The sequence below is a fragment of the Herminiimonas sp. Marseille-P9896 genome, from assembly GCF_903993245.1.
Lineage (GTDB): Bacteria > Pseudomonadota > Gammaproteobacteria > Burkholderiales > Burkholderiaceae_D > Oxalicibacterium > Oxalicibacterium contaminans.
In genome coordinates, this window is sequence record NZ_CAJEVT010000002.1 from 998587 (window position 1) to 1019188 (window position 20602).

General features: G+C 55.4%; 15 protein-coding genes. 10 read left to right on the plus strand and 5 right to left on the minus strand.

Annotation, left to right across the window (positions count from 1 at the left end; genetic code table 11):
• Positions 1-1455 carry an oxygen-independent coproporphyrinogen III oxidase gene (hemN, locus tag H7U06_RS10185; protein WP_175626002.1) on the minus strand — a complete coding sequence of 485 codons (1455 nt, stop codon included), beginning with the start codon at positions 1453-1455 and terminating at the stop codon, positions 1-3.
• Between the two features lie 305 nt (positions 1456-1760).
• Between hemN and H7U06_RS10190 the strand changes: the two genes are divergently transcribed.
• The 3 genes from H7U06_RS10190 to H7U06_RS10200 all read left to right on the plus strand — a co-directional run bounded on the left by H7U06_RS10190 (position 1761) and on the right by H7U06_RS10200 (position 5207).
• Positions 1761-2174, plus strand: coding sequence for a hypothetical protein (locus tag H7U06_RS10190; protein ID WP_175626003.1), 414 nt, complete (start codon positions 1761-1763; stop codon positions 2172-2174).
• Positions 2175-2433: 259 nt separating this feature from the next.
• Positions 2434-3975 (plus strand): cellulose biosynthesis protein BcsG, encoded by a 1542-nt coding sequence (gene bcsG / locus H7U06_RS10195; protein ID WP_175626004.1) that lies wholly within the window; start codon positions 2434-2436, stop codon positions 3973-3975.
• Positions 3976-4157: 182 nt separating this feature from the next.
• On the plus strand, positions 4158-5207 hold the full coding sequence (locus tag H7U06_RS10200; protein WP_175626005.1) for an asparaginase: 1050 nt from the start codon (positions 4158-4160) through the stop codon (positions 5205-5207).
• A gap of 81 nt (positions 5208-5288) precedes the next feature.
• On the opposite strand, the gene H7U06_RS10205 is transcribed toward H7U06_RS10200, so the two are convergent.
• A complete protein-coding gene (locus H7U06_RS10205) occupies positions 5289-7100 on the minus strand; it encodes a diguanylate cyclase (RefSeq protein WP_175626006.1) in 1812 nt (603 codons plus the stop codon).
• Between the two features lie 169 nt (positions 7101-7269).
• On the opposite strand from H7U06_RS10205, the gene H7U06_RS10210 reads away from it, so the two are divergent.
• The 4 genes from H7U06_RS10210 to H7U06_RS10225 all read left to right on the plus strand — a co-directional run bounded on the left by H7U06_RS10210 (position 7270) and on the right by H7U06_RS10225 (position 10267).
• Positions 7270-7929 carry an NAD-dependent epimerase/dehydratase family protein gene (locus tag H7U06_RS10210; protein WP_175626007.1) on the plus strand — a complete coding sequence of 220 codons (660 nt, stop codon included), beginning with the start codon at positions 7270-7272 and terminating at the stop codon, positions 7927-7929.
• A gap of 122 nt (positions 7930-8051) precedes the next feature.
• Positions 8052-8978, plus strand: a complete 927-nt coding sequence (locus tag H7U06_RS10215) for an ABC transporter ATP-binding protein (RefSeq protein WP_175626008.1) — start codon at positions 8052-8054, stop codon at positions 8976-8978.
• Positions 8975-9736, plus strand: coding sequence for an ABC transporter permease (locus H7U06_RS10220; RefSeq protein WP_124574014.1), 762 nt, complete (start codon positions 8975-8977; stop codon positions 9734-9736). The genes H7U06_RS10215 and H7U06_RS10220 overlap by 4 nt, the downstream gene beginning before the upstream one ends.
• Before the next feature lie 123 nt (positions 9737-9859).
• Entirely contained in the window at positions 9860-10267 is a 408-nt protein-coding gene (locus tag H7U06_RS10225) for a lysozyme inhibitor LprI family protein (RefSeq protein WP_175626009.1), read from the plus strand.
• A gap of 35 nt (positions 10268-10302) precedes the next feature.
• Here the strand turns inward: H7U06_RS10225 and H7U06_RS10230 are convergent, their stop codons facing one another.
• The 3 genes from H7U06_RS10230 to H7U06_RS10240 all read right to left on the minus strand — a co-directional run bounded on the left by H7U06_RS10230 (position 10303) and on the right by H7U06_RS10240 (position 17325).
• The gene (locus tag H7U06_RS10230; protein ID WP_175626010.1) at positions 10303-10731 is read right to left on the minus strand and encodes a DUF4440 domain-containing protein; all 429 of its coding nucleotides are present in this window, start codon (positions 10729-10731) and stop codon (positions 10303-10305) included.
• 88 nt (positions 10732-10819) lie between these two features.
• Positions 10820-12541: a ShlB/FhaC/HecB family hemolysin secretion/activation protein gene (locus H7U06_RS10235; RefSeq protein WP_175626011.1), complete on the minus strand. Its 1722-nt coding sequence runs from the start codon at positions 12539-12541 to the stop codon at positions 10820-10822.
• Positions 12541-17325 (minus strand): S-layer family protein, encoded by a 4785-nt coding sequence (locus tag H7U06_RS10240; protein ID WP_175626012.1) that lies wholly within the window; start codon positions 17323-17325, stop codon positions 12541-12543. The genes H7U06_RS10235 and H7U06_RS10240 overlap by 1 nt, the downstream gene beginning before the upstream one ends.
• A gap of 202 nt (positions 17326-17527) precedes the next feature.
• Here H7U06_RS10240 and H7U06_RS10245 point away from each other — a divergent pair, with 202 nt between their 5' ends.
• Genes H7U06_RS10245 through H7U06_RS10255 form a run of 3 tightly spaced genes read left to right on the plus strand, consistent with a single transcriptional unit; the run spans position 17528 to position 20547 of the window.
• A complete protein-coding gene (locus H7U06_RS10245; RefSeq protein WP_175626013.1) occupies positions 17528-18223 on the plus strand; it encodes a response regulator transcription factor in 696 nt (231 codons plus the stop codon).
• A gap of 53 nt (positions 18224-18276) precedes the next feature.
• Positions 18277-20202: an ATP-binding protein gene (locus tag H7U06_RS10250; protein ID WP_175626014.1), complete on the plus strand. Its 1926-nt coding sequence runs from the start codon at positions 18277-18279 to the stop codon at positions 20200-20202.
• A 27-nt stretch (positions 20203-20229) separates the two neighbouring features.
• Positions 20230-20547 carry a GNAT family N-acetyltransferase gene (locus H7U06_RS10255; protein ID WP_254873203.1) on the plus strand — a complete coding sequence of 106 codons (318 nt, stop codon included), beginning with the start codon at positions 20230-20232 and terminating at the stop codon, positions 20545-20547.
• Positions 20548-20602 lie beyond the last annotated feature (55 nt).

Here is a 20602-nt window from a genome sequence, read left to right on the forward strand (position 1 = left end):
TTAAATCGTTTTCGAGTAACGCAATGGTTGCGTCGCGCCATCGTCAGCTTTTGCGGCCTGCGCAGAAGCCAGGTAGCGATCAAACACCATGCAGATATTGCGTATCAGGAGCCGGCCTTTCGGCGTGACCGTGATCCACTCTTCGTCTATGGTGAGCAAGCCACTCTGCTCCAGCTCACGCAGCTTCAGCAACTCCGTCGCGAAGTAGCTGTTGAAGGTGATCGGGTACGCCAGCTCTATCGATGCAATCGACAGTTCGAAATTACACATCAGCATCTGGATGATGATGCGTCTGAGCAAATCATCCATATTCAGCTTGATGCCGCGTGCGATCGGCAGCTCGTTTTGCTCTATGTGTTCGTAATATTCATCCAGCGTTTTGACATTCTGGCTGTAGGTCGCACCAATCGCACTGATGGCGGAGACGCCGCAGGAAACCAGATCCGCACCGACATGCGTCGAGTAACCCTGGAAGTTGCGATGCAACCTGCCCTGACGCTGCGCGATTGCGAGATCGTCAGTCGGTTTGGCAAAGTGATCCATGCCTATATAGATGTAGCCCGCATCATTCAGGCGCTTGATACACAGCGCCAGCATGTCCAGCTTGGTTTCGGCGGATGGCAGGTCGGCTTCCGCGATCCGTCGTTGCGGCTTGAACAGATGCGGCATATGCGCATAGTTGTAGATGGCGATACGATCCGGATCGGCTGCAATCACCTTCTCCAGCGTCTGCTCCATCGTCTGCAGGTTTTGCTTCGGCAGGCCGTAGATCAGGTCTACGCTGACCGAACGGAAACCGGCAGCGCGCGCAGCATCGATAATCGCGACGGTTTCACTTTCCGGCTGCATGCGGTTCACCGCCTTCTGCACTTCAGCGTCGAAGTCCTGCACGCCTAGGCTAATGCGATTGAAACCCTGGCGGCGCAGGCTGTGCACGCGCTCTGGCGTGACAGTACGCGGATCGACCTCTATCGAGTATTCGCCCTCAGCATCCGGCGCAAAGTTGAACCAGCGACGCAGGTGTTGCATCAGCTCGCCCATCTGCGCATCGCTGAGGTAGGTCGGTGTACCGCCACCGAAATGCAGTTGCTCGACCTGGTTGGCACCTGCCAGCAGCTTGCCTTGCATTTCAATTTCGCGTTTCAGGTAGATCAGGTAGTTGGCGGCCTTGCTCCTGTCCCTGGTGACTATCTTGTTGCAACCACAGTAGTAGCAAATCGATTCACAAAACGGGATATGGATGTAGAGCGACAACGGATGCATATTGCCGCGCGCGGTGGCACCGGTCACCGCCTGCAGGTAATCGCGGTAACCGAACTCGGCATTGAACCGGTCTGCGGTCGGATACGAGGTATAGCGTGGCCCAAGCTGGCTCAGCTTCCTGATCAGCGCAGTATCGAATTCCACAGTTTGCGTTACGGGTAGCAGTGCTGCCGATCCTACCGTTCCTTCCATACCTCACTCCTGTTGCCGGACGCGTCCAACATGGATGCATCCAGATTAGTTCAGAGTGTAAGCAGGGTCGGACGTAGTCGCTTTGACATATATCAAAAACGATAGAGAGGCATGCGCGGTAGTCAGGCGTGTACTGAAAACCACGCGCAAAGACCGAGATCATTATTGAATACACAAGTTAAGTTTAGCTTTGCACAACTCTGCACCCGTATTAACAAACGTTTACTCGTGAGTGCCAAAACGCTTTGCTAAGGTGAAAGCAGGCCAGTAACAGCCGTAAACATATCGACCACGGAAAGAATGATATGAAACCCAATCACCGCCCTCTCTCCATCAAGCCCATCGCCGTCAACAACGACGACGGCACTTTGCGTGTGATTCATCCGCTGCTGGCAAGTCGTGCGCGTCGCATGACGCATTGGCTGGCAACGCAATTGGGCGTCGAGCGGCCGCATGATGCAGGCTTGTGGTTGCTGCGTGTTTTCATCCGTCCAAAGAAAGCGGTCAGCCTGACGCTGCAACAAGTCCCCGATCCACTCCATCTACTCGCCGCCCGCCTGGATGTGAAGAACCAGCGTTCGTTACGTGAATGGCTGCTGCGCACCTTCGTCCTTGCATCCAAACCGGCAGCAGCGCAAGAACTGCGTTTGTCGACAGATGCCGACAACGCCGCACCAGCACCGCAAAAGACCGAAAACCAGCAGCGCTACGCTGCCTGAACTACTCCCGCCAGCTTCCCTCCCGTCCATCGCGGCTTCTTATATAGAAGCCGCGTTGCGCATGAAAATATCAATTTGCAAATACTTCCACCAGCAGTGCAACTAAGGGTATGCTAACGAAAGTTGATAAAAAATATACTCTTTAAGCTGAGCCTTGCATCACCCGCGGCTTCGGCAGTAGTTAGACTGATTTTGGCAGTACCTGGATTTCGCGCCTTTAGCTAAGCACAATTCAACCTATCCAAGTCAGGGCCCTGAGATGCAATACTGGAGCTTGTACTTTTTTGCCAAGTTCGCCTTGTATTTCAACCACGCGATTAAATTCAACTGGTTCCTGAATCTACTGCTCGCGATTTTTGTCACCTTCAGCTTCCGTCATCCGCGCTGGCGCATCGCCCAGCAAAGCATCGCCGTCATCGCTGCCGTCGCCCTGCTGTATTACGAATCCAGCCTGCCCCCACCAGCACGCCTGCTGGCAGAGCTTGCGCGCATGAGCAGCTACAGTTTTGACTACCTGCTGGAATTGCTGGCCCGCTTTATCAACCTTTGGTATGTCCTCATCTTTGCAGCGATGGTGGCGCTGTATGCGTTGCTGGCCAACCGTTTGCGCTTCAGCAGCTTCGTCTTTGTCGGCATCCTGTGCATTCCTGTACTCGCGCACTTTGGCTTGCCCAACCCGAATATCGAGGTCGTGGCCGGTAGCGCTGAAAAAGGCAGCGAGCGCGACCCGACTGTCATGTTGCAGAACTTCTATACCGCAGAAAAAAGCCGCCAACTGAGCCTGCCGTCCATCGCCCACGCCAAACACCCGTTCGATATCGTGATCCTGCAGCCGGGCGAACTGAGCTGGGATGACCTGGCATTTGTCGATGCACCGTATCCCAAATTCCTGAATCGCTTCGATGCGGTAATGCTCAATTTCAACTCCGTGACCAGCCATAGCACGCCAGCGGCCAAGCGCCTGATGCGCGGTAGCTGTGGCCAAACCAGCGATAGCGTGCTGGCTGAAGCGGCAGCACCCGGATGCGCGCTCTTCCCCGGCTTGAAACAGGCTGGTTACGACACCGCCGCAGTGATGAATCACAACGGCCGTTACAACGATTTCGGCACTACCCTCAGCGCCTATGCCGGTACCCGCGCGCTTGAAGGCAAGTGGGGCGCGGTCACCATGCACGGCTTCGATGGCACCCCGGTCTATGACGATTTTTCGGTGCTATCCAAATGGTGGAGCAAGCACCACGCGCATCCTGGCACCAAGCCGGTTGCGCTGTACTACAACAGCATCACCCTGCACGACGGCACCACTATAGACCACGCCCGTCCTGTCAACAGCGTGCAAAGTTACAAGCCGCGGCTGGATAAGCTGCTGCAGGACTTTGAACACTTTATCGAACAAGTCGAACATAGCGGCCGCCCTACCGTCGTCATCTTAATCCCGGCGCACGGTGTAGCGATGCGTGGCGATACGCTGCAGGCGGCCGGAGTACGTGAGATACCCAGCCCCAGGCTGACGCTGGTACCAGTCGCCATCAAACTGGTCGGGCTGCAACGCGACAAGGAAGCAGGGCCGCCGCTGGAAGTGAAGCACCCTATCAGCTACTTCGGCTTATTCAGCTTGCTGGCCGACCTGATGGCGGATAATCCGTACCAACAAACCGGCAAATCATGGGCTGAACGCCTGGCGCTGCTACCGGAAACCAGCTTCGTCAGCGAGAATGAAAACATCGTCATCATGCGCCGCAACGATGGCTACGTGATGCGCTCGGCAGAAGACCTCTGGATTAAATACGACAGCAACTGAGCTTCGAAGATGTCGCGTCAGCACACAAAATATTTCTGCATTTTTCAACGCGACGGGAGTTTCTGATATGTCAGATTATGGTATTAATGAAGGGCTTGGATTTTCATAAGCAAGTAATGATGGCAACGTCATTAAAGGTCGTTGGATGAGGCTAACACTAAAAATAATGGAGCAAGAGACAGATGAATACATTCAAGAAAACCGCAATTAGCCTGCTATTCCTGGCTGCCCTGCCTGCCTTCGCGCAAAACAAGCCCGTCGTGCAATTCATCGCTACCGGCGGCACGATTGCGATGAAGATAGACCCGGTCAAGAATGCACCGGTCCCCGCCATTTCCGGTGATGACTTGCTGGCGACCGTACCGGATGTCGCCAAGTACGCGACCATCGAAGTCAACAATCTGTCGAACGTGCCGTCCGACTATATGGATCCGCCACGCTGGATCGGCCTGACCAAGGCGGTACAAACCGCGCTGGATCGCAGCGATGTCTCCGGCGTAATCGTGTCGCACGGTACCGATACGCTGGAAGAAACCGCTTACTGGCTGGACCTGACGGTCAAGTCGAACAAGCCTATCGTGCTGATCGGCGCGCAGCGCAACGCGTCGGTGTCCGACTTTGACGGCCCACGCAACCTGCTGAATGCGGTGCGCATCGCAGTTGATCCGCAAGCCAAGGACAAAGGCGCAATGCTGGCCATGAATAACCAGATCAATGCCGCTCGCTACGTCACCAAGACGCATACCGCCAACGTTGAAACCTTCAAGTCCGGCGACTATGGCTTCCTCGGTGAAGTCTATCCGGATCGCGTGACCTTCTCCTACACCCAGCTACGTCGCATGCATATCCCTATCCGCACTGACAAAATGCCGGAAGTTGAAATCATTGCGATGTACGGTGGTGCCGATGGCGCAGCCTTGCGCAACGCGGTTGATCGCGGCGTGCGCGGCATCGTGGTACAGGCACTGGGCATGGGCAATATGAACGTCGCCATGCTGGAAGCAGTGAAGTATGCGATCTCGAAAAACGTCGCCGTCGTGGTGTCGACCCGCGTCCATAACGGCCGCGTGCTGCCTAGCTACGGCTTCCAGGGTGGCGGCAAGACCTCGTTCGAGGCTGGCGCAGTGATGGCGGATGATTTGAAACCGGCGAAGGCACGCATACTGCTGATGCTGGCGCTGCAACATGGCATCAGCACACAAAAAGGCCTGCAGGAAGTTTTCGACCGTTAATCCCGGCGTCTGAATAAGCAGTCTGTAGAGTAAAAACGCCCGGCAACTACCGGGCGTTTTTTATTGCTCATAGAGGACAGTTCAGGCTGCCACCCGGTTGCGTCCCAGGTTCTTCGCCCTATACATCATTTCATCCGCGCGCTGCAGCAGCGCTTCGAAGCTCTGGTCACTATCCTTGAGCTGGGCGACGCCAAAGCTGGCAGTGAACGCCAGTTTTTTGCCCTGGTAATAGATTTCGGTCGTGTTTACCAGTTCGCGCAAGCGTTCGGCAGTCGCCGCAGCCTGCTCGAGAGTTGATCCCGGCAGCAGGATGGCGAACTCTTCGCCCCCTATCCGGGCGACAAAATCAATCTCGCGTACCGCATTCTTGCTGACGCTGGCGGCGGCCTTGATTACTTCATCGCCTGCCGCATGCCCGTAGTTGTCATTGATCAGCTTGAACATATCGATATCGAAGGAAATCATGGACAAGGGATGATGATTACGCCGCACCTTGGCAAACTCAAGTGTCGCCACTTCATTGAAGTACCTGCGGTTGTAAGCACCAGTCAGCGCATCTATCCGCGACAGGCGTTCTGCCTCATCCCGCGCCTTGCATAGCTCGGCTGTGCGCTCCGAAACGATACGCTCGAGGTCATCCTTGGCCTGCTGCAACAAGGCATTGGATTCCAGTTTTTGTTCGATGATGGCTTTTTCTGCGACTTCATTTTGCAGACGCAGGAATTTGATGCGGTCCGCCAGCGCCAGCGACAGCAGGATCACGTCCAGCAAGATGCCGAACTCCACCGCGTGGAAACTGATAAAGCTGTACGGCATGAAACCGCTGACCGTCATTGCTGTGATAAACGCGCCGACCAGGTTACCCATAGACGCAATGACAAAGAAACGTGCGGCAGGAAAGCCTGAACGCCATACCAGGAAGCCTGCCACCGCAGTCAAAGGCGAATACAGGAATACGAAGTACACACCGGTCGCGTTATGCACGACCGGGTCGGCAAAAGCCAGGGTGAGCAACCATGCGGCCACCATCGCATACAGGAACAGGCACAGCACGCGATGCATGCGCGGCAGGCGCTTGGCCGTTTCCAGGAACACCATCGCAAAGATGATGGCCATCAATTGGTATAGGAACACCCAGCTGGTGTAGGTCCAGTTTGCCCAGCGCGGTGCATCCGGCCACAAGTACTGGAAAGAAAAGCCGTTATACGAAAAATTCATAATGAAGAACGCCGCCAGGTACAGGCAGTAATACAGGTAGCTGCGATCCCAGGTCGAAATCCAGATGAAGGCGTTGTACAACAGCATGACCAAAACCACACCGTAGAACATGCCGAAGTAACCGAGCAGCAAACGGTCATTGTCATGGAAAGCCTGTGCGTCCCACAGCTCTATCGGCGACAGCAAAGCCTGGGTACTGCGGATGCGCAGGTAATAGGTTTGCTTGCCAGGCTGCACTTGCAGGTCTGCCAGGAACTGCGGATTCGGATGCAGGCGCTCAGCGAAGGGCAAGCTGTCCCCAAGCTGTACCACCTGATAGCCGCCCGCAGCTTCCGGTATGTATACGCTGATGTCGTCGAGCCAGGCGGTACGCAAGACCAGCATCATATTGCGTACCTGCGCTGACGGATTATCGACTTCGAAGCGGAACCAGTAAGCCGATTTGGTGAAACCGAAACTGAATACCCCGGTGTGATATTCCTTGAAGGCAACATTGCCTTTACTGATATCGGCAAAGTTCAGTTGGGCGTGCGGATCTTCCACCACATCGACGACCTTGTGCACCAGGTAGCTGTGGCGTCCGGACTCCAGCGCAATCGTACCGGCATGTGCCCATCCGGCGCATGCGAGCATGGCCAGGGTCACCAATAATAAGATCCGTTTAGTCACTAACATACACATGTCATGCCGCTGGGGCCCTATTCATCTTGCGTATCAGAAAACCGTACCTATTTAATAGCGGTCTTTAGTAAAGGATCTTTAGCAAAAGAGTATTGCGTACACACAAGTATCTACCTATTGCCGCAGATAATAAATACCATCGGGAAAGAATTCGGGGGAATAAATGAAAGTACTGATTTTTGGCGCGACCGGCATGGTCGGACAAGGTGTGCTGCGTGAATGTTTGCTTGATCCGGAAGTGACGCAGGTGCTCAGTCTCGGACGTAGGCCGACTGGAATACAGCATCCGAAACTGCGTGAAATTATCCATACCGATCTGTACGATTACAGCAACATCGAATCCGAATTAACAGGTGTAGACGCTTGTTTTTATTGCCTTGGAGTATCTTCTGTCGGCATGAAAGAAGCTGACTATGCCCGCATCAGCTACGACATGACCCTGGCAGCCGCCCAGGTACTGGCCCGACTGAATCCGAATATGGTGTTTACGTATGTCTCCGGTGCCGGTACCGACAGCACGGAAAAAGGTGCGGTCATGTGGGCACGGGTCAAAGGCAAAACAGAAAACGCACTGCTGCGCCTGCCCTTGCGCGCTTATATGTTCCGTCCCGGTATCATCCAGCCGCTACACGGCGTGCGCTCCAAAACCCGGCTTTATCAGTTCTTTTACACGCTGGCTGCGCCACTCTTCCCCATCTTCCGCGCCATCTTCCCGCATCAAATCACCACCACTGAACAGGTCGGCAAGGCCATGCTCATCGTCGCCCGGCGCGGCAGCGATAAAAAACTGCTCGAAAGCAAAGATATCGTGACACTGCGATAATGACGCACTAGTCAGTTTGCAGCGGTATATTTGCAGCCAACCGCAGCATCAGCAACACACATCCAAAACGACAGCGCCCGCGTATCCCGCCTGGCGCCGCCGTTCACTATTACGGAGGCAGTTTGCAATCCATCATTTCCGTCCAGGGCCTGACCAAGCAGTATGCGTCCGGCTTCCAGGCACTCAAGGGCATAGACCTCGAAATCCGGCGCGGCGAAATCTTCGCGCTGCTCGGCCCGAACGGCGCCGGCAAAACCACGCTGATCAGCATCATCTGCGGCATCGTCAATCCGAGTAGCGGTACCGTGCTGGCCGATGGCCATGACATCGTGCAGGATTACCGCGCCGCACGTACCAAGATAGGTCTGGTACCGCAGGAACTGTCGACCGATGCATTTGAAACCGTCTGGGCCACTGTTAATTTCAGCCGTGGCATTTTCGGCAAACCGAAAGACCATGCCCATATAGAGAAAGTCCTGCGTTCGCTGTCGCTGTGGGACAAACGTGATTCCAAGATCTTTGCACTGTCGGGCGGCATGAAGCGTCGCGTGATGATCGCCAAGGCACTGTCGCATGAACCGCAAATCCTGTTCCTCGATGAACCGACTGCCGGTGTCGACGTTGAATTGCGCCGCGACATGTGGGAAATGGTGCGTGGCCTGCGCGAAAGTGGTGTGACCATCATCCTCACCACCCACTATATTGAAGAAGCCGAGGAAATGGCGGACCGTATCGGCGTGATCCGCAAAGGCGAGCTGATCCTGGTCGAAGACAAGGCCGCGCTGATGGCGCAACTAGGCAAGAAGCAGTTGCGTTTACACCTGCAACAACCGCTGCAAACCATACCGTACGAGCTGTCGAACTGGCAGCTGGAACTGTCCACCGATGGCAATGAGCTGGTCTACACCTTCGATGCGCAGAGTGAGCAAACCGGTATCGCCGAATTGCTGAAGAAGCTGGGCGAACACGGCATTGACTTCAAGGACCTGCAATCCAGTCAGAGCTCGCTGGAAGAAATCTTCGTTAATTTGGTAAAGGCGCCAGCATGAATATCTACGCAATCCGCGCCATCTATAAATTCGAACTGGCGCGCACCTGGCGCACCCTCATGCAAAGCATCGCGTCGCCGGTTATCTCCACTTCGCTCTACTTCGTCGTATTCGGCGCGGCCATCGGTTCGCGCATGGTTGAAGTCAACGGCGTCAGCTACGGTGCCTTCATCGTACCGGGCCTGATCATGATGGCTCTGATGACGGAGAGTATTTCCAATGCGTCGTTCGGTATCTTCATGCCCAAGTACGCCGGCACTATCTACGAGATCTTGTCGGCACCGGTGTCCTATGTTGAGATTGTAATCGGCTATGTCGGCGCAGCGGCGACCAAGTCCATCATCCTCGGCGTACTGATACTGGTCACGGCGCGCCTGTTTGTCAGCTTTGAAATCGCACATCCGTTGTGGATGATTACCTTCCTGATCCTGACTTCGGTCACTTTCAGCATGTTTGGCTTCATCATCGGCATCTGGGCGACCGGCTTTGAGAAGCTGCAAATCATTCCTATGCTAATCGTCACACCGCTGGCCTTCCTCGGCGGCAGCTTTTACTCGATCAGCATGTTGCCGGATGTCTGGCAAAAGATCGCGCTGGTGAATCCGGTGGTGTACCTGATCAGTGGCTTCCGCTGGAGTTTTTACGGCGTATCGGATGTCAGTGTGGCAGTCAGCATCGTGATGACGCTGGTATTCCTGAGCGCCTGTATGGCAGCGGTCTGGTATATCTTCAAGACCGGTTATCGCCTGAAAACCTGATCCGGGCAGCAGTTTTATTGACGTTAATCAAAATATCAAGCAAGCTGTCGCGGTAATCTACAGACCTAGAGTCCGCGACACCTAGCTACATATACGCACCAACTTCTTTTCGACAGGGATACGATGAATAAAATTACACTGGCTTTTTTGACCTTGCTCCCGGTAACCGCTTTTGCACAACAAGTTGATCCTTGTCTCTCCAAAGGCACACCGCAAGAAATGACAGCCTGCGCCAAGGAAGCGAGCCAAAAGGCGCAAGAGAAGCTGGATACCGTCTACAAGGCATTGCTGAAACAAATCCCTAACCAGGACCAGGAAGGCATTCCTTACACCGCGACCAAGAAACAATTGCGTATCGCGCAAAAGGACTGGAGCCAGTTCGTAGAGCAGGATTGCAAAACCATCAGCATCTACAACAAGGGCAGCATCCTGAAAGATATCGAATACTACAGCTGCACCCGCCTGCACGCAGAACAACGCACTTCGGACCTCGAGCGTTTCCTGAGCCGTCGCAGCAAGGCTAAATCATAATCATCGTTATACCTGGCGGGCTGGCCTGAACACGATCAACGTTCTTTCAGGTTGGCTCGCATACTGCCATACGGGTCGTCTATGATGTAACGCCACGAGCCGTCCTCCTGCTTGCGCAAGACTTCCAGTGTGTCCACGCTGGCCTGCACCAACTTCCCTTCCGCATCCTTCCACGACAGATCCGCTTTCATGCGATTGGTCGCCAATGTGCCATCGCCACTCAGCGTGAATTTGATGAAGGCAATCTCGAACTTCGGCTTTAGTGCAATCAGCGCGGCATTGTTTTTACGTATTTCAGCTAGTCCTGTCATGGTACGACCTGATTTGGAAAACAGTACGGCACTCGGCTCATACACCGCCAGCGAGGTTTCGATATCACCTGTCTCCAGCGCCTGCACCAGCACACGGCTGACGTCATCAGGTTGACGCGTACGCGCGCTCAAATCATTGCTTGTGTTCGGCATCATCATTCCCGGAAAAAATAAACGGCAAGTACAGGGTACTTGCCGCTCTTCATTTTGTCACTAGATGCCGACCGGCATTTCCACCGTATTAAAAGCCCAGGCTGGCCTGCAACCATGCAGTCGGGCCACGGCTGCTCCACTCCGGTACCGAGGTTGGTGCGCCGCCATAGGCGCGCCAGGCCAGTGATGCCTTGATTTGCACATTCGCATAAAAAGCGTTCACACCGAAACCGGCGCCGGACAAGGTGCGCGTATTCGATGCAGCTGTGCCGAACGGTGTGTGGTTGATCTTGACCGAGCCGGTATCGTAGAACAGCGTGCCTTGCAAAGCGGGTGTGAAGCTATGACGCCACTCGACAGTCGCCAGCACGCCCTCGTCCCCTATGCCCTCGCCTTGCGGATATGCACGGACACCGGTGGCACCACCCAGCGCAAACTTCTCGGATGAATCCAGATTCTTGCTGGCTTCCTGTCCGGAGACGGCTACATACACATTATTGCTATCTGTAATGCGTTGCAGGCGTGCCAGGTTGTATGACCAGCGCGCGTAGTTACCGTTGGTTTTGGCCGACGCATTGTCGATGACCAGTGCCGACGGCGATTTGATATCAAGCTGGCCGAATATCGCAGACAAACTCAGGCTATTGATACCACCGCCAACCCATGCATCCTGGCGCGTACCGAAGATACCAGCCGTCACCAGTCTGGCGCTCTTGTCGGTAACGGTAGCGGTCGCATCCACGCTATCGCTTAACTTCTTTTGCTCCCAGCTCAGGGTACCGTTCAGGTTGCTGAACTGGCTGCGTATGAATGGATACGTCGCGAACACGCTGGCGCTGCTGGCGCTGCCGTGCGCGTTCAGCATTTTGAATTCCTTCGCCAGTTCGTAATGTGTTTCAAAATAAGCCGCACCCACGCGCAAACCATCGCTACCCAGTGGCAGCTGATAAGCCACGCGACCGTAGTTGAGGCCGCTGCCGCTGGTCAGCACATTGGCAGTTAACACATCGCCTATCTGCAAGGGGCTGTTGATATTCAGCGTCCCGCCGAGGCGATAGGCGCCGACATAACGATTACCGTAGTTATCAAAATCGATGTTGCCACTGTAGGCTGCGCCCGGCTCCAATTGCACCACCAGATCGGAAGTGCCGACGCTGGCACCCGGTTGCAGCGTTGCGCGCGCATTCGTTACACCAGGCGTATCGTTGAGCAGCAACAAGCCACGATCTATGCTGTCGCTACGTATCACTCCACCTTTTCCGGAGCGCTCCAGATAGGCCGCTGCGCGTTCATCGGACAGGCGTGATTTGTTATTCAGCTGTTGCGCAGCAATGCGTCCTTCTACGACGGCTATCGTTACCGCACCATCCTTGATTTCCTGCGCTGGCAAATACGCACGCGCCACCGGGTAACCTTGCTCGCGGTAGTACGAAGTAATGCGTTCAGCCGCAAGGTTCAAATCTTTCAGGCTGCGGGTGCCACCTTCCAGCTCACTTACCAATGCATGCAGCTCCGCTTGCGTAAATGTCGTGTTGCCGGTGATCGCGATTGTTTTCAGGACGAAACTGCTGCCCTGGTCGGTACTTGCATTCAGGGCCCGTTCTTCCACTTCCAGCGTCGGCCCGGCTTTGGGTGCGGTCAGCTCGGGTTGTTGCTGCAACTCGCGCAGGATCTGGCCGGCATTCGGCAGCATTTGCGCGGTGCTGTTTGCGCTATGCAGCAGTGTCAATGTCAGCGCACACAGGAACGGCGCTTTCTTGCTACGGATATGGCTATACATGGGAAACCTGAACTTGAATAAAGTAGTCATCAGCAACCGCCATTGTTCGCGGCCGGCGGCAAGGTCATGCCGCACGCAGAAATGCTCAGGCGCGGCGTAGCTTGCGAAGGATCTGCAGCATTCGGTTTGGGTGGCGTGATGGCTGCGATTTGCAAGTCCTCGTCCTTGCCGTCTGTACCCTGAGGCAGATCATTGCTGTTGTTACGTATGGCCGTGTTGTAGGCTGCAAGCAGTTCACCAGGAACAGCGCCGCTCGGAGCGGATACGACCGGACGTATGACGAGCGCACCGTCAACAAAAGTGACTGCGTAATTGGAACTGCTTAATCCGTTGGCCGAGATGATGTAGCTGCCGGCGCCGGTCGCACCTTGCGCACTGCCACCATAAGTCAACGCGCCTTGAAGATCGGCTATGGTTTCACCATGTACCAGCCCGTTCAGTGTCACACCGTTGCCGCCAACGTAAGCCAGGTTGTTAAACAATTTGCTGGCATCGTTCGCCGTCACCGTGAGCGCGGCGCGGTTGATCGTGCTATTGCTGCTGTCGACTACCGTCACGTTGTAGTTGTTGCCGTTATTGCCGTCGTTCACTGTGACGCCGGACGCGCTCACCGTTTTGTTATTGCCGGCATCCTTGTTGTTGAAACTAAAGCCGCTGGCCGTCACTTCATCTTGACCGTACAATTGCCCGCTCTGCACTGCCAGTGCCGCCACTGCATTGTTCGTGCCATCGTAGGTTTTGGTGACGTCCGTCACATGCAGGGTCAGGTTCGCTTGCGCGATGGAACCGGTGCTGTTGTTGACGTAGCTGATGTTGTAGTTATCGGTGACATCATTGTTGGCGCCATCCTTGATGGTGACGCCGCTGGCGATGACGGTTTTGCCGCTGCCTGCATTCTTATCGTCAAAAGCCAGCGATCCACCGGAATTAACCAGGTCACCGGCACCGGCCAATGTGCCCACGTTTATCGTGCCGGCTGCTGTGGTCGTGCCGTCATAGGTTTTGCTTGCGCTACCCGCGGTGACGGTCAGGTTGGCCTTGTTGATAGTCAGGCTGGCATCGGCATAGCTGATGTCGTAACCCTGCTGGGTCGAATACAAACCGCCTTGCTGCAAGGTACCGGCGCTGCTGCTATAGCTGCCCGCATTTTTGGAGCTGGTGAAAACCAGGCTGCCGTTCAGGGTCACTCCGGCGATGGGAGTGTAGCTGTTGGCGGTAGTTTCGCTGCCGTCGTAAGTCTTGCTGAGAGTGGTAGCGCTGACCGTAATAGGTGTAAGGAAAGAACGCAGCAAAGGTCCGCTCAGACCGTCATAGATACGCCAAATGGTTGAGCTACCGCCAGTTGTGCCCATGTCCCAACCGGCATTCATGAAGGTGGATGCCTGCTGTGCCTGGGCGCTGCTGATACCTGTCAAGCCATTGTTAGTTCCTACTACCACACCTGTGCTGTTCGTGTCGCTATTCCAGAACGAGTTGTTGACGGTGCCATTGTTGATGCCGATGAAACCGCCTGTCGCAGCTCCAGCCGCCACAGCGCCGTTAGCATAGCTATTCGAAATGGTGCCGTCATTCACCCCGACCAGACCACCCGTAACAGCCACACCGTTGACACTTGCTACGGCATAGCTGTTCGAAATGCTGCCCCTGTTCGATCCGGCCAGGCCACCGCCTCCTTGATAGACGCTTACCTGACCTGCCGCATAGCTACCGTCGATAATGCCATCTGTATAGTTACTGCCAACCAGGCCACCCACATCCCGATCACCGCTCACAATGCCATCGGCATATGAATTGCTGATCCTTCCCCCATTAGCTCCCACCAGACCTCCAACAAAGCCCGCCAGTGAACTAACTGTCACGTTGCCATAAGCGGCATTGATGGTACCCATGTTGAGGCCGGCCAGGCCACCGACACTTATTCCTCCTGTAACCTGCCCTTGCACCGAAACATTGCTTACTTCGCCCCGGTTATATCCGATCAAGCCACCAACCTGGTCCTGCCCGCTGATAGCAGCGGACACCAGGCTGACATTCTGTACCTTGCTGCCGATTGCCGTCACACCAAACATGCCGACGTTATCAGACGTAGGTTTTATGATGCGCAAATTGCTGATCTTGTGATTTTTCCCATCCAGCGTTCCACTGAAAGCGGCCTGCGAATTTCCGATGGACGCAAAACCAGCCGTACTCCACATGCCACTGGCATTGCTACCGGTCGCAGTACTGAGGTCTATGTTTTTAGCGAGGGTGTAATTTGCCGAAAGATTCGCGGCCATCAGTTGCAACTGATGTGCGTTGCCTACCGTGGTCGACCATTCGCTGTAGAGGAAGGGACGGGTCGAGCCTTCGACCATCACCCATTGCGGATTGTTGCTGCCGTCATAGGCTACCCAGACGCCAGAACCGGCCGCGGTTTCGCGCCATGTGCCCAGCACGTTATAAGCACTGTGCTGGTAGCGGTTGGCTGAAGTGACTTCAGTAGTATTAGTGGCACTACCGTTAGGCGCTGCATAAGCAACCTGCCCAGAGCTACTGCTATCCCAGACTGCATTGTTAGTCGGTGCGCTATCGAAACCTACCAAACCGCCGGCATAGGTACCGGAAAGAGCCGGATTGGCAACAAGTGTGACATTGCCGCTGGCGTATGCATTGCTGATTGATCCGCCAGGGTAGTTCCACGCTACCAGCCCGCCTGCCAGACTATCCGCCGACACCGCACCGGTTGCATACGCGTAGCTGATAGAGCCGGAATTCAAGCCGACCAATCCACCGGCACGACTGCCGCCAAAACTACCGATGACATTGCCGCTCGCATAAGATTGGCTAATCGACGCGCCTGCATTATTGGTGCCAACCAGACCACCGACCAGCCCCGCACCGTTTACCTCTCCCTCGGCATAAGAATTGGATATGCTGCCGCTATTGGTACCCACCAGTCCACCGCTGCTGCTATTGCCACTAGCGACCGTCACATTGGCGTATGAATTGCTGAGTGTGCCACCGTTCAGGTAACCCAGCAGGCCGCCTATGCGTGTCGTTCCACCTACCGTCACTCCAGTGGCATAGACATTATCGATGGTGCCGCCAGTGTTGCGCCCGGCGATCGCGCCAACATCGCCATTTGCACCATAAATATTGCCGCCTACCATACCCAGGTCACGCACCACGGACCCCGCGCCTATTAACGCAAATAAACCTGCGCCGCCTGTCCCATTGATAGTGAGGTTGCTGATGGTATGCCCCATCCCGGCAAAGGTACCAAGGAAGGTTGTACTGCTGGTACTACCCAGCAAACTCCTGGTATAGGTCGTACCGGCTGCATCTAGGTCTTGTGCCAGCGCGTAGTAGCCGCTGAGCTGACGTACCGTCCCGGTATTCGTCACCGCGTTATAGCCATCCAGCAGATCCAGCTGCGACATGCTACGTATCAGGGTGTAATTATTGCCATTGATATTCAGCGTGGAGTTGCTGCCGCTCAAAGTGATCGGTGCTTTGACCTTGTAGTCACCGGCATACGTCAATTTCAAACCAGCGGTGTTGCCGGTAGCAGTCACGGCAGCATTGAAGTTGATATTGCGCTGCGCGATCAGTTCGAGGACGCTGTTGCTGCCCCAGCTGACCGCATCATTGACATTGATGTCGCCCGCCGTGCCGCTCGCACCTTGCGTATTCATGATGGTGACCAGGCCGTTATTCGCCAGCTGCGTCGAGAGTGCCTTGCCGGTGATGTCGCCACCGCTGGCGGCCACCGTGAAGTCGACTGGATCGATTAGCCAGGTACCGCTAGTGCCATTATTCGCCCTGGTAGTGATGAGTGCATCGTCAGCGATTTTGACATGAGCGGCACTGGTTTCTATGAAGCCACCGTCACCTGTCGTTGGTGCACTCGCATCCAGCGCGCCTGCAACATTGACGGTACCGACATCCATATCGCCCATCAGCATGATGCGACCGTTGCGGTTCTCCAGCGTCTTTGCTTCTATCAGGCCGCTGTTATTGACGACTGCGGTGGTCAGATTATTCAAGGCCTTGGCAGACATTAAAACCTGACCACCGTTTGCCTGTATCAGCTGCTTGTTCTCAGCTAAAGCATTCAGCGCGCCCTGGTCTATGCTGTAACCGAGCAGGCTGCCGTTATTGATATTCAGCGTGACTTTATTGCCCGCAGCCAGCAAGGCGGTACCCAACTGCGCATTGATCTCACCTTCGTTACGTACCGTACCTGCGATCAGCGCGACGTAACCACCGTCAGCTGCATTAATCTTGCCTTTATTGATGACGCTACCGTTCGTATTGCCACCCAGCGCAAATACCATGCGCCCGGCTTCCAGATCCGCGTTACTCATGCCCAGCGTCGAGGCTACCAGGCCACCGACGTTGACTTGCGCGCCTGCGCCAAACAGCACGCCATTCGGATTGAGGATGAAGACTTGCCCATTCGCAGTCAGGCTGCCGAGTAAGGTACTCGGGCTGGAGCCAGTAATGCGGTTCAGTGCGATGGCTGAAGAATTGGGCTGATTGAAGATCAGCGCTTCGTTAGCTGCTGTCGACAAACCGACCCAGTCGATGGCGAGGTTTTGGGAATTCTGTTTGATGGTGGTGGTGTTTCCTACCGTGCTGACGCTGCCGTTACCCAGTGTGACCGTCGCATCGGCAGCATTCGCGGCATAGGCCGATGGCACAATCAACATCGTTCCCAGTGCCGCAGCCAAGCTACCCGCCCGCGTTGCTTTGCCATGCGCTCTTGCATTTTCTGCAACAGCTACCCACGCTTGTGCCAAGGCACTCCAGACCAGCCGGTAGATATGGTTCATTTTTATTCTTCCCTATAAGACGACAACAGGCGCTTGTTTCAGTCATCAAGCGGCCAGGCCAACTGCGCTGTCGTCCCGTCGGGACTGTGTGCGCTTGTATGGTATTTTTTTGTGCCACGACTATAGGGAGTGCGCTGCTCTTTGTATGTAGCGCAAATGTGCTACACACAACTGTAAACACCGGGCGTAAAATGGCTGACCCATGAATTCACCCGTCAACAACTCAGAGCCCCTGCCCATCCACGTCGCCATCGTCGAGGACGATCCCGGCTTTCGCTCGGCCTTAAGCAAGGTAGTGCAGGACGCACCCGATACGCACCTGGCCGGTTCCGCCGGCACCCGTGCTGAAGGTTTGGCCTTATTGCAAGGTGCCCCGGCGGATGTTTTGCTGGTCGACCTCGGCCTGCCTGACGGTTCTGGCATCGATGTAATCAAGGCGGCAGTGCAGCTATGGCCGAGCTGCAGCATCATGGTGAGCACCAATTTTGGCGACGAAATGCACGTCATGCGCTCGATAGAATCAGGTGCGGCCGGTTACCTGTTGAAGGACAGCTCGCCGAGCCGCATGATCGATGAAATCCGCAGCATCGCCAGTGGTGGCAGCCCGATCAGCCCTATCATCGCGCGCCAGATCCTGGCGCGTTTCCGTGGCAATGCACCGGTCAGCACCGAAGATCAGGCACCCGCCGAAGACAATTCCGCCCTGCTTTCCACGCGTGAACGCGAAGTGCTGGATTTCATCAGCAAAGGCTTCACCACGCAGGAAATCGCCAAGTTGATGCAGCTGTCACATTTCACCGTACGCACTTTTGTGCGTCGTATCTATAGCAAGCTCAAGGTCACGTCCAAAGCCGAAGCACTGTATGAGGCCAGGACCCAGGGCTTGTTGTCGAGTTAGCAGCCACCGATGCCTACCTTTAATTTGATATTCCAATTCGGACTACTGCCAGCATGAGTCAACGGCCATCCCTGATCTCGACCATGCTGCTGATATTTTCGGTGGTGTTGCTGATGTTGGTGGGGGCTTTTTCTTTCGGTGGCTATAGCGACTCCAGCGTTGACCTGCACGCACAGAAAATTGAATGGCAGGTACAGCAAAGTAACGGATACGACCCGCTGACACCTGCAAATTTCGATAGCCATACCTTGCCTGCAGAGTGGCAGTCCGTGGACTTGCCATTTGCCTTGCCGATCGCCTTGCTGGGCCAGGCCAGTACCATGCGTACTCCCGACGCAACCCAGACTACCTGGTTCAGGCTGCAACTACCGGACATCTCCACCCGCGACAAACCGCTCGCGCTATACGCCGCCCGGGTTCGTACCGGTGGCACTGTCGCGATTTATGCGAATGGTCAGCTGGTGCACCGCGCCCAGCAAAACGGCACTTTATGGAATAGCAGCCGCACCCCGCTCTGGATAGAATTCGCCAAAACCGACGATAGCCCGCCACTGCGCGAGATCCTGATACGCCTCGAACACAGCGCCAAAAGCCAGGTCGCGCTGTCGTCGATATGGATAGGCTCGACCGAATCTCTCTACAGCCGCTACCACGTCCGCTTATGGCTGCAGCAGGAATTGCCCGCCATGTTGAGCATGGCGTTTCTCGCGGTCGGCATTTTCGCGTTGCTGGTCTGGACGCAAAGAAAGCATGAGATCGCTTACCTGCTGTTCTTCCAGCTGGCAGCCACCGCCTTCCTGCGCGGACTGCATTTCTACAGCAGCATACCGATAGCGAATGACTGGTTTGCCTGGCTGACGGTCAACTCGCTGTTCTGGCTGGTCACCTCGGTGCATTTCTTCCTGCGCCAGTTACATGGACGGCCGCTGAAATGGCTCACGCGCGCGCTGGTCACCACTACCGTGCTGGTCGGTATACTGACCCTCCCGCTGTTTACCTTGTTGCCGAATACACCCAAGATCACGCCGCTCATCTACGTGGTCGCAGCGACTATGGGTGCGACTGCCGGTCTGATAGGCGGCATCAATGCGTGGCGTGTTTCAAGCGAAGGTCGGCTGATCGCAGTCGGCATACTGATTTGCACCTTGCTCGGTGTCGATGACTGGCTGCTGCAGAATAATTTCATCAGCCCGGAAGGCTGGTATCTGGGTGCTTACATGAATGCAGTCTGCTTTACCGTGTTCGGCGTGCTGATGTACCGTCGCTATGTGAACGCCATCAATGAAATAGAAGAAGTCAACGCCAGCCTCGCCCTGCGCCTGCAGCAGCGGGAAGCAGAACTGGAAATGAGTCATCAGCGCCTGCGTGAAATAGAACTGCGACAAACGATTAGCGACGAACGTCAACGCCTGATGCAAGACATGCACGATGGCCTGGGCTCCTCACTGATCAGCGCGATCCGTTCGATGGAAAGCGGTGGCATGAGCGAGCTGCAAGTGTCACAAATACTGAAGGATTGTCTGGACGACCTGAAGCTGACCATAGACTCGATGGAACCAGTAGACGCCGACCTATTGCTACTGCTCGCCACCCTGCGCTTCCGCCTCGAACCACGACTGGAAGGTACCGGCATTGCGCTGCATTGGGAGGTACAGGAATTGCCCACCATGAGCTGGCTCGATCCATCCAGCGCACTACATATCTTGCGCATTGTGCAGGAGAGTATCGCCAATATCCTGCGCCACACACGCGCCGATGCGATACGCGTGGCGACTGCACGCGACGTGGATGGCGTCACCATCAGCATCGAAGACAATGGCCACGGTTTTGATATAGAGCACGCACTGGCTAATGCAAATGGACGTGGCTTGCGTAACCAGCACAGGCGCGCACAGGCGCTGGATGGCAAGGTGAGCTGGCGCTCCAGTGCCACGGGAACGCTATTCCAGCTATGGCTGCCTTTGCAGCGCGGCGCATAGCCAGGCAATTTGCTTTATGCTGCAGGTATGAAACTGGTCCCCTTCAACGAAGACACTATCCTGCAGCGCTACGAATGGCGGGATGAAGATCGTCTGATCGGCTTCATCGACTATTACGTCTTTGATCAGGTATGCATGATCATGCATACCGAAGTGTCACCCGAGCTCGGCGGCCAGGGTTATGGCTCACGCATGGCGACCAGGGCGATCGAACATGTGCAGACGCTGGGCAAGCGCATCGTCCCTATCTGCGGTTTTTTCATCAACTACCTGCGCAAAAACCCGCAACATCACGCCCTCGTAACAGCAGAAAGCCGACGCATTTTCAGCATCGGCTTTCCGTAACAACTGTTAATGCCGGTCACACCTGCCCGTTCAGGAACAGGTGCTGGCAACATGC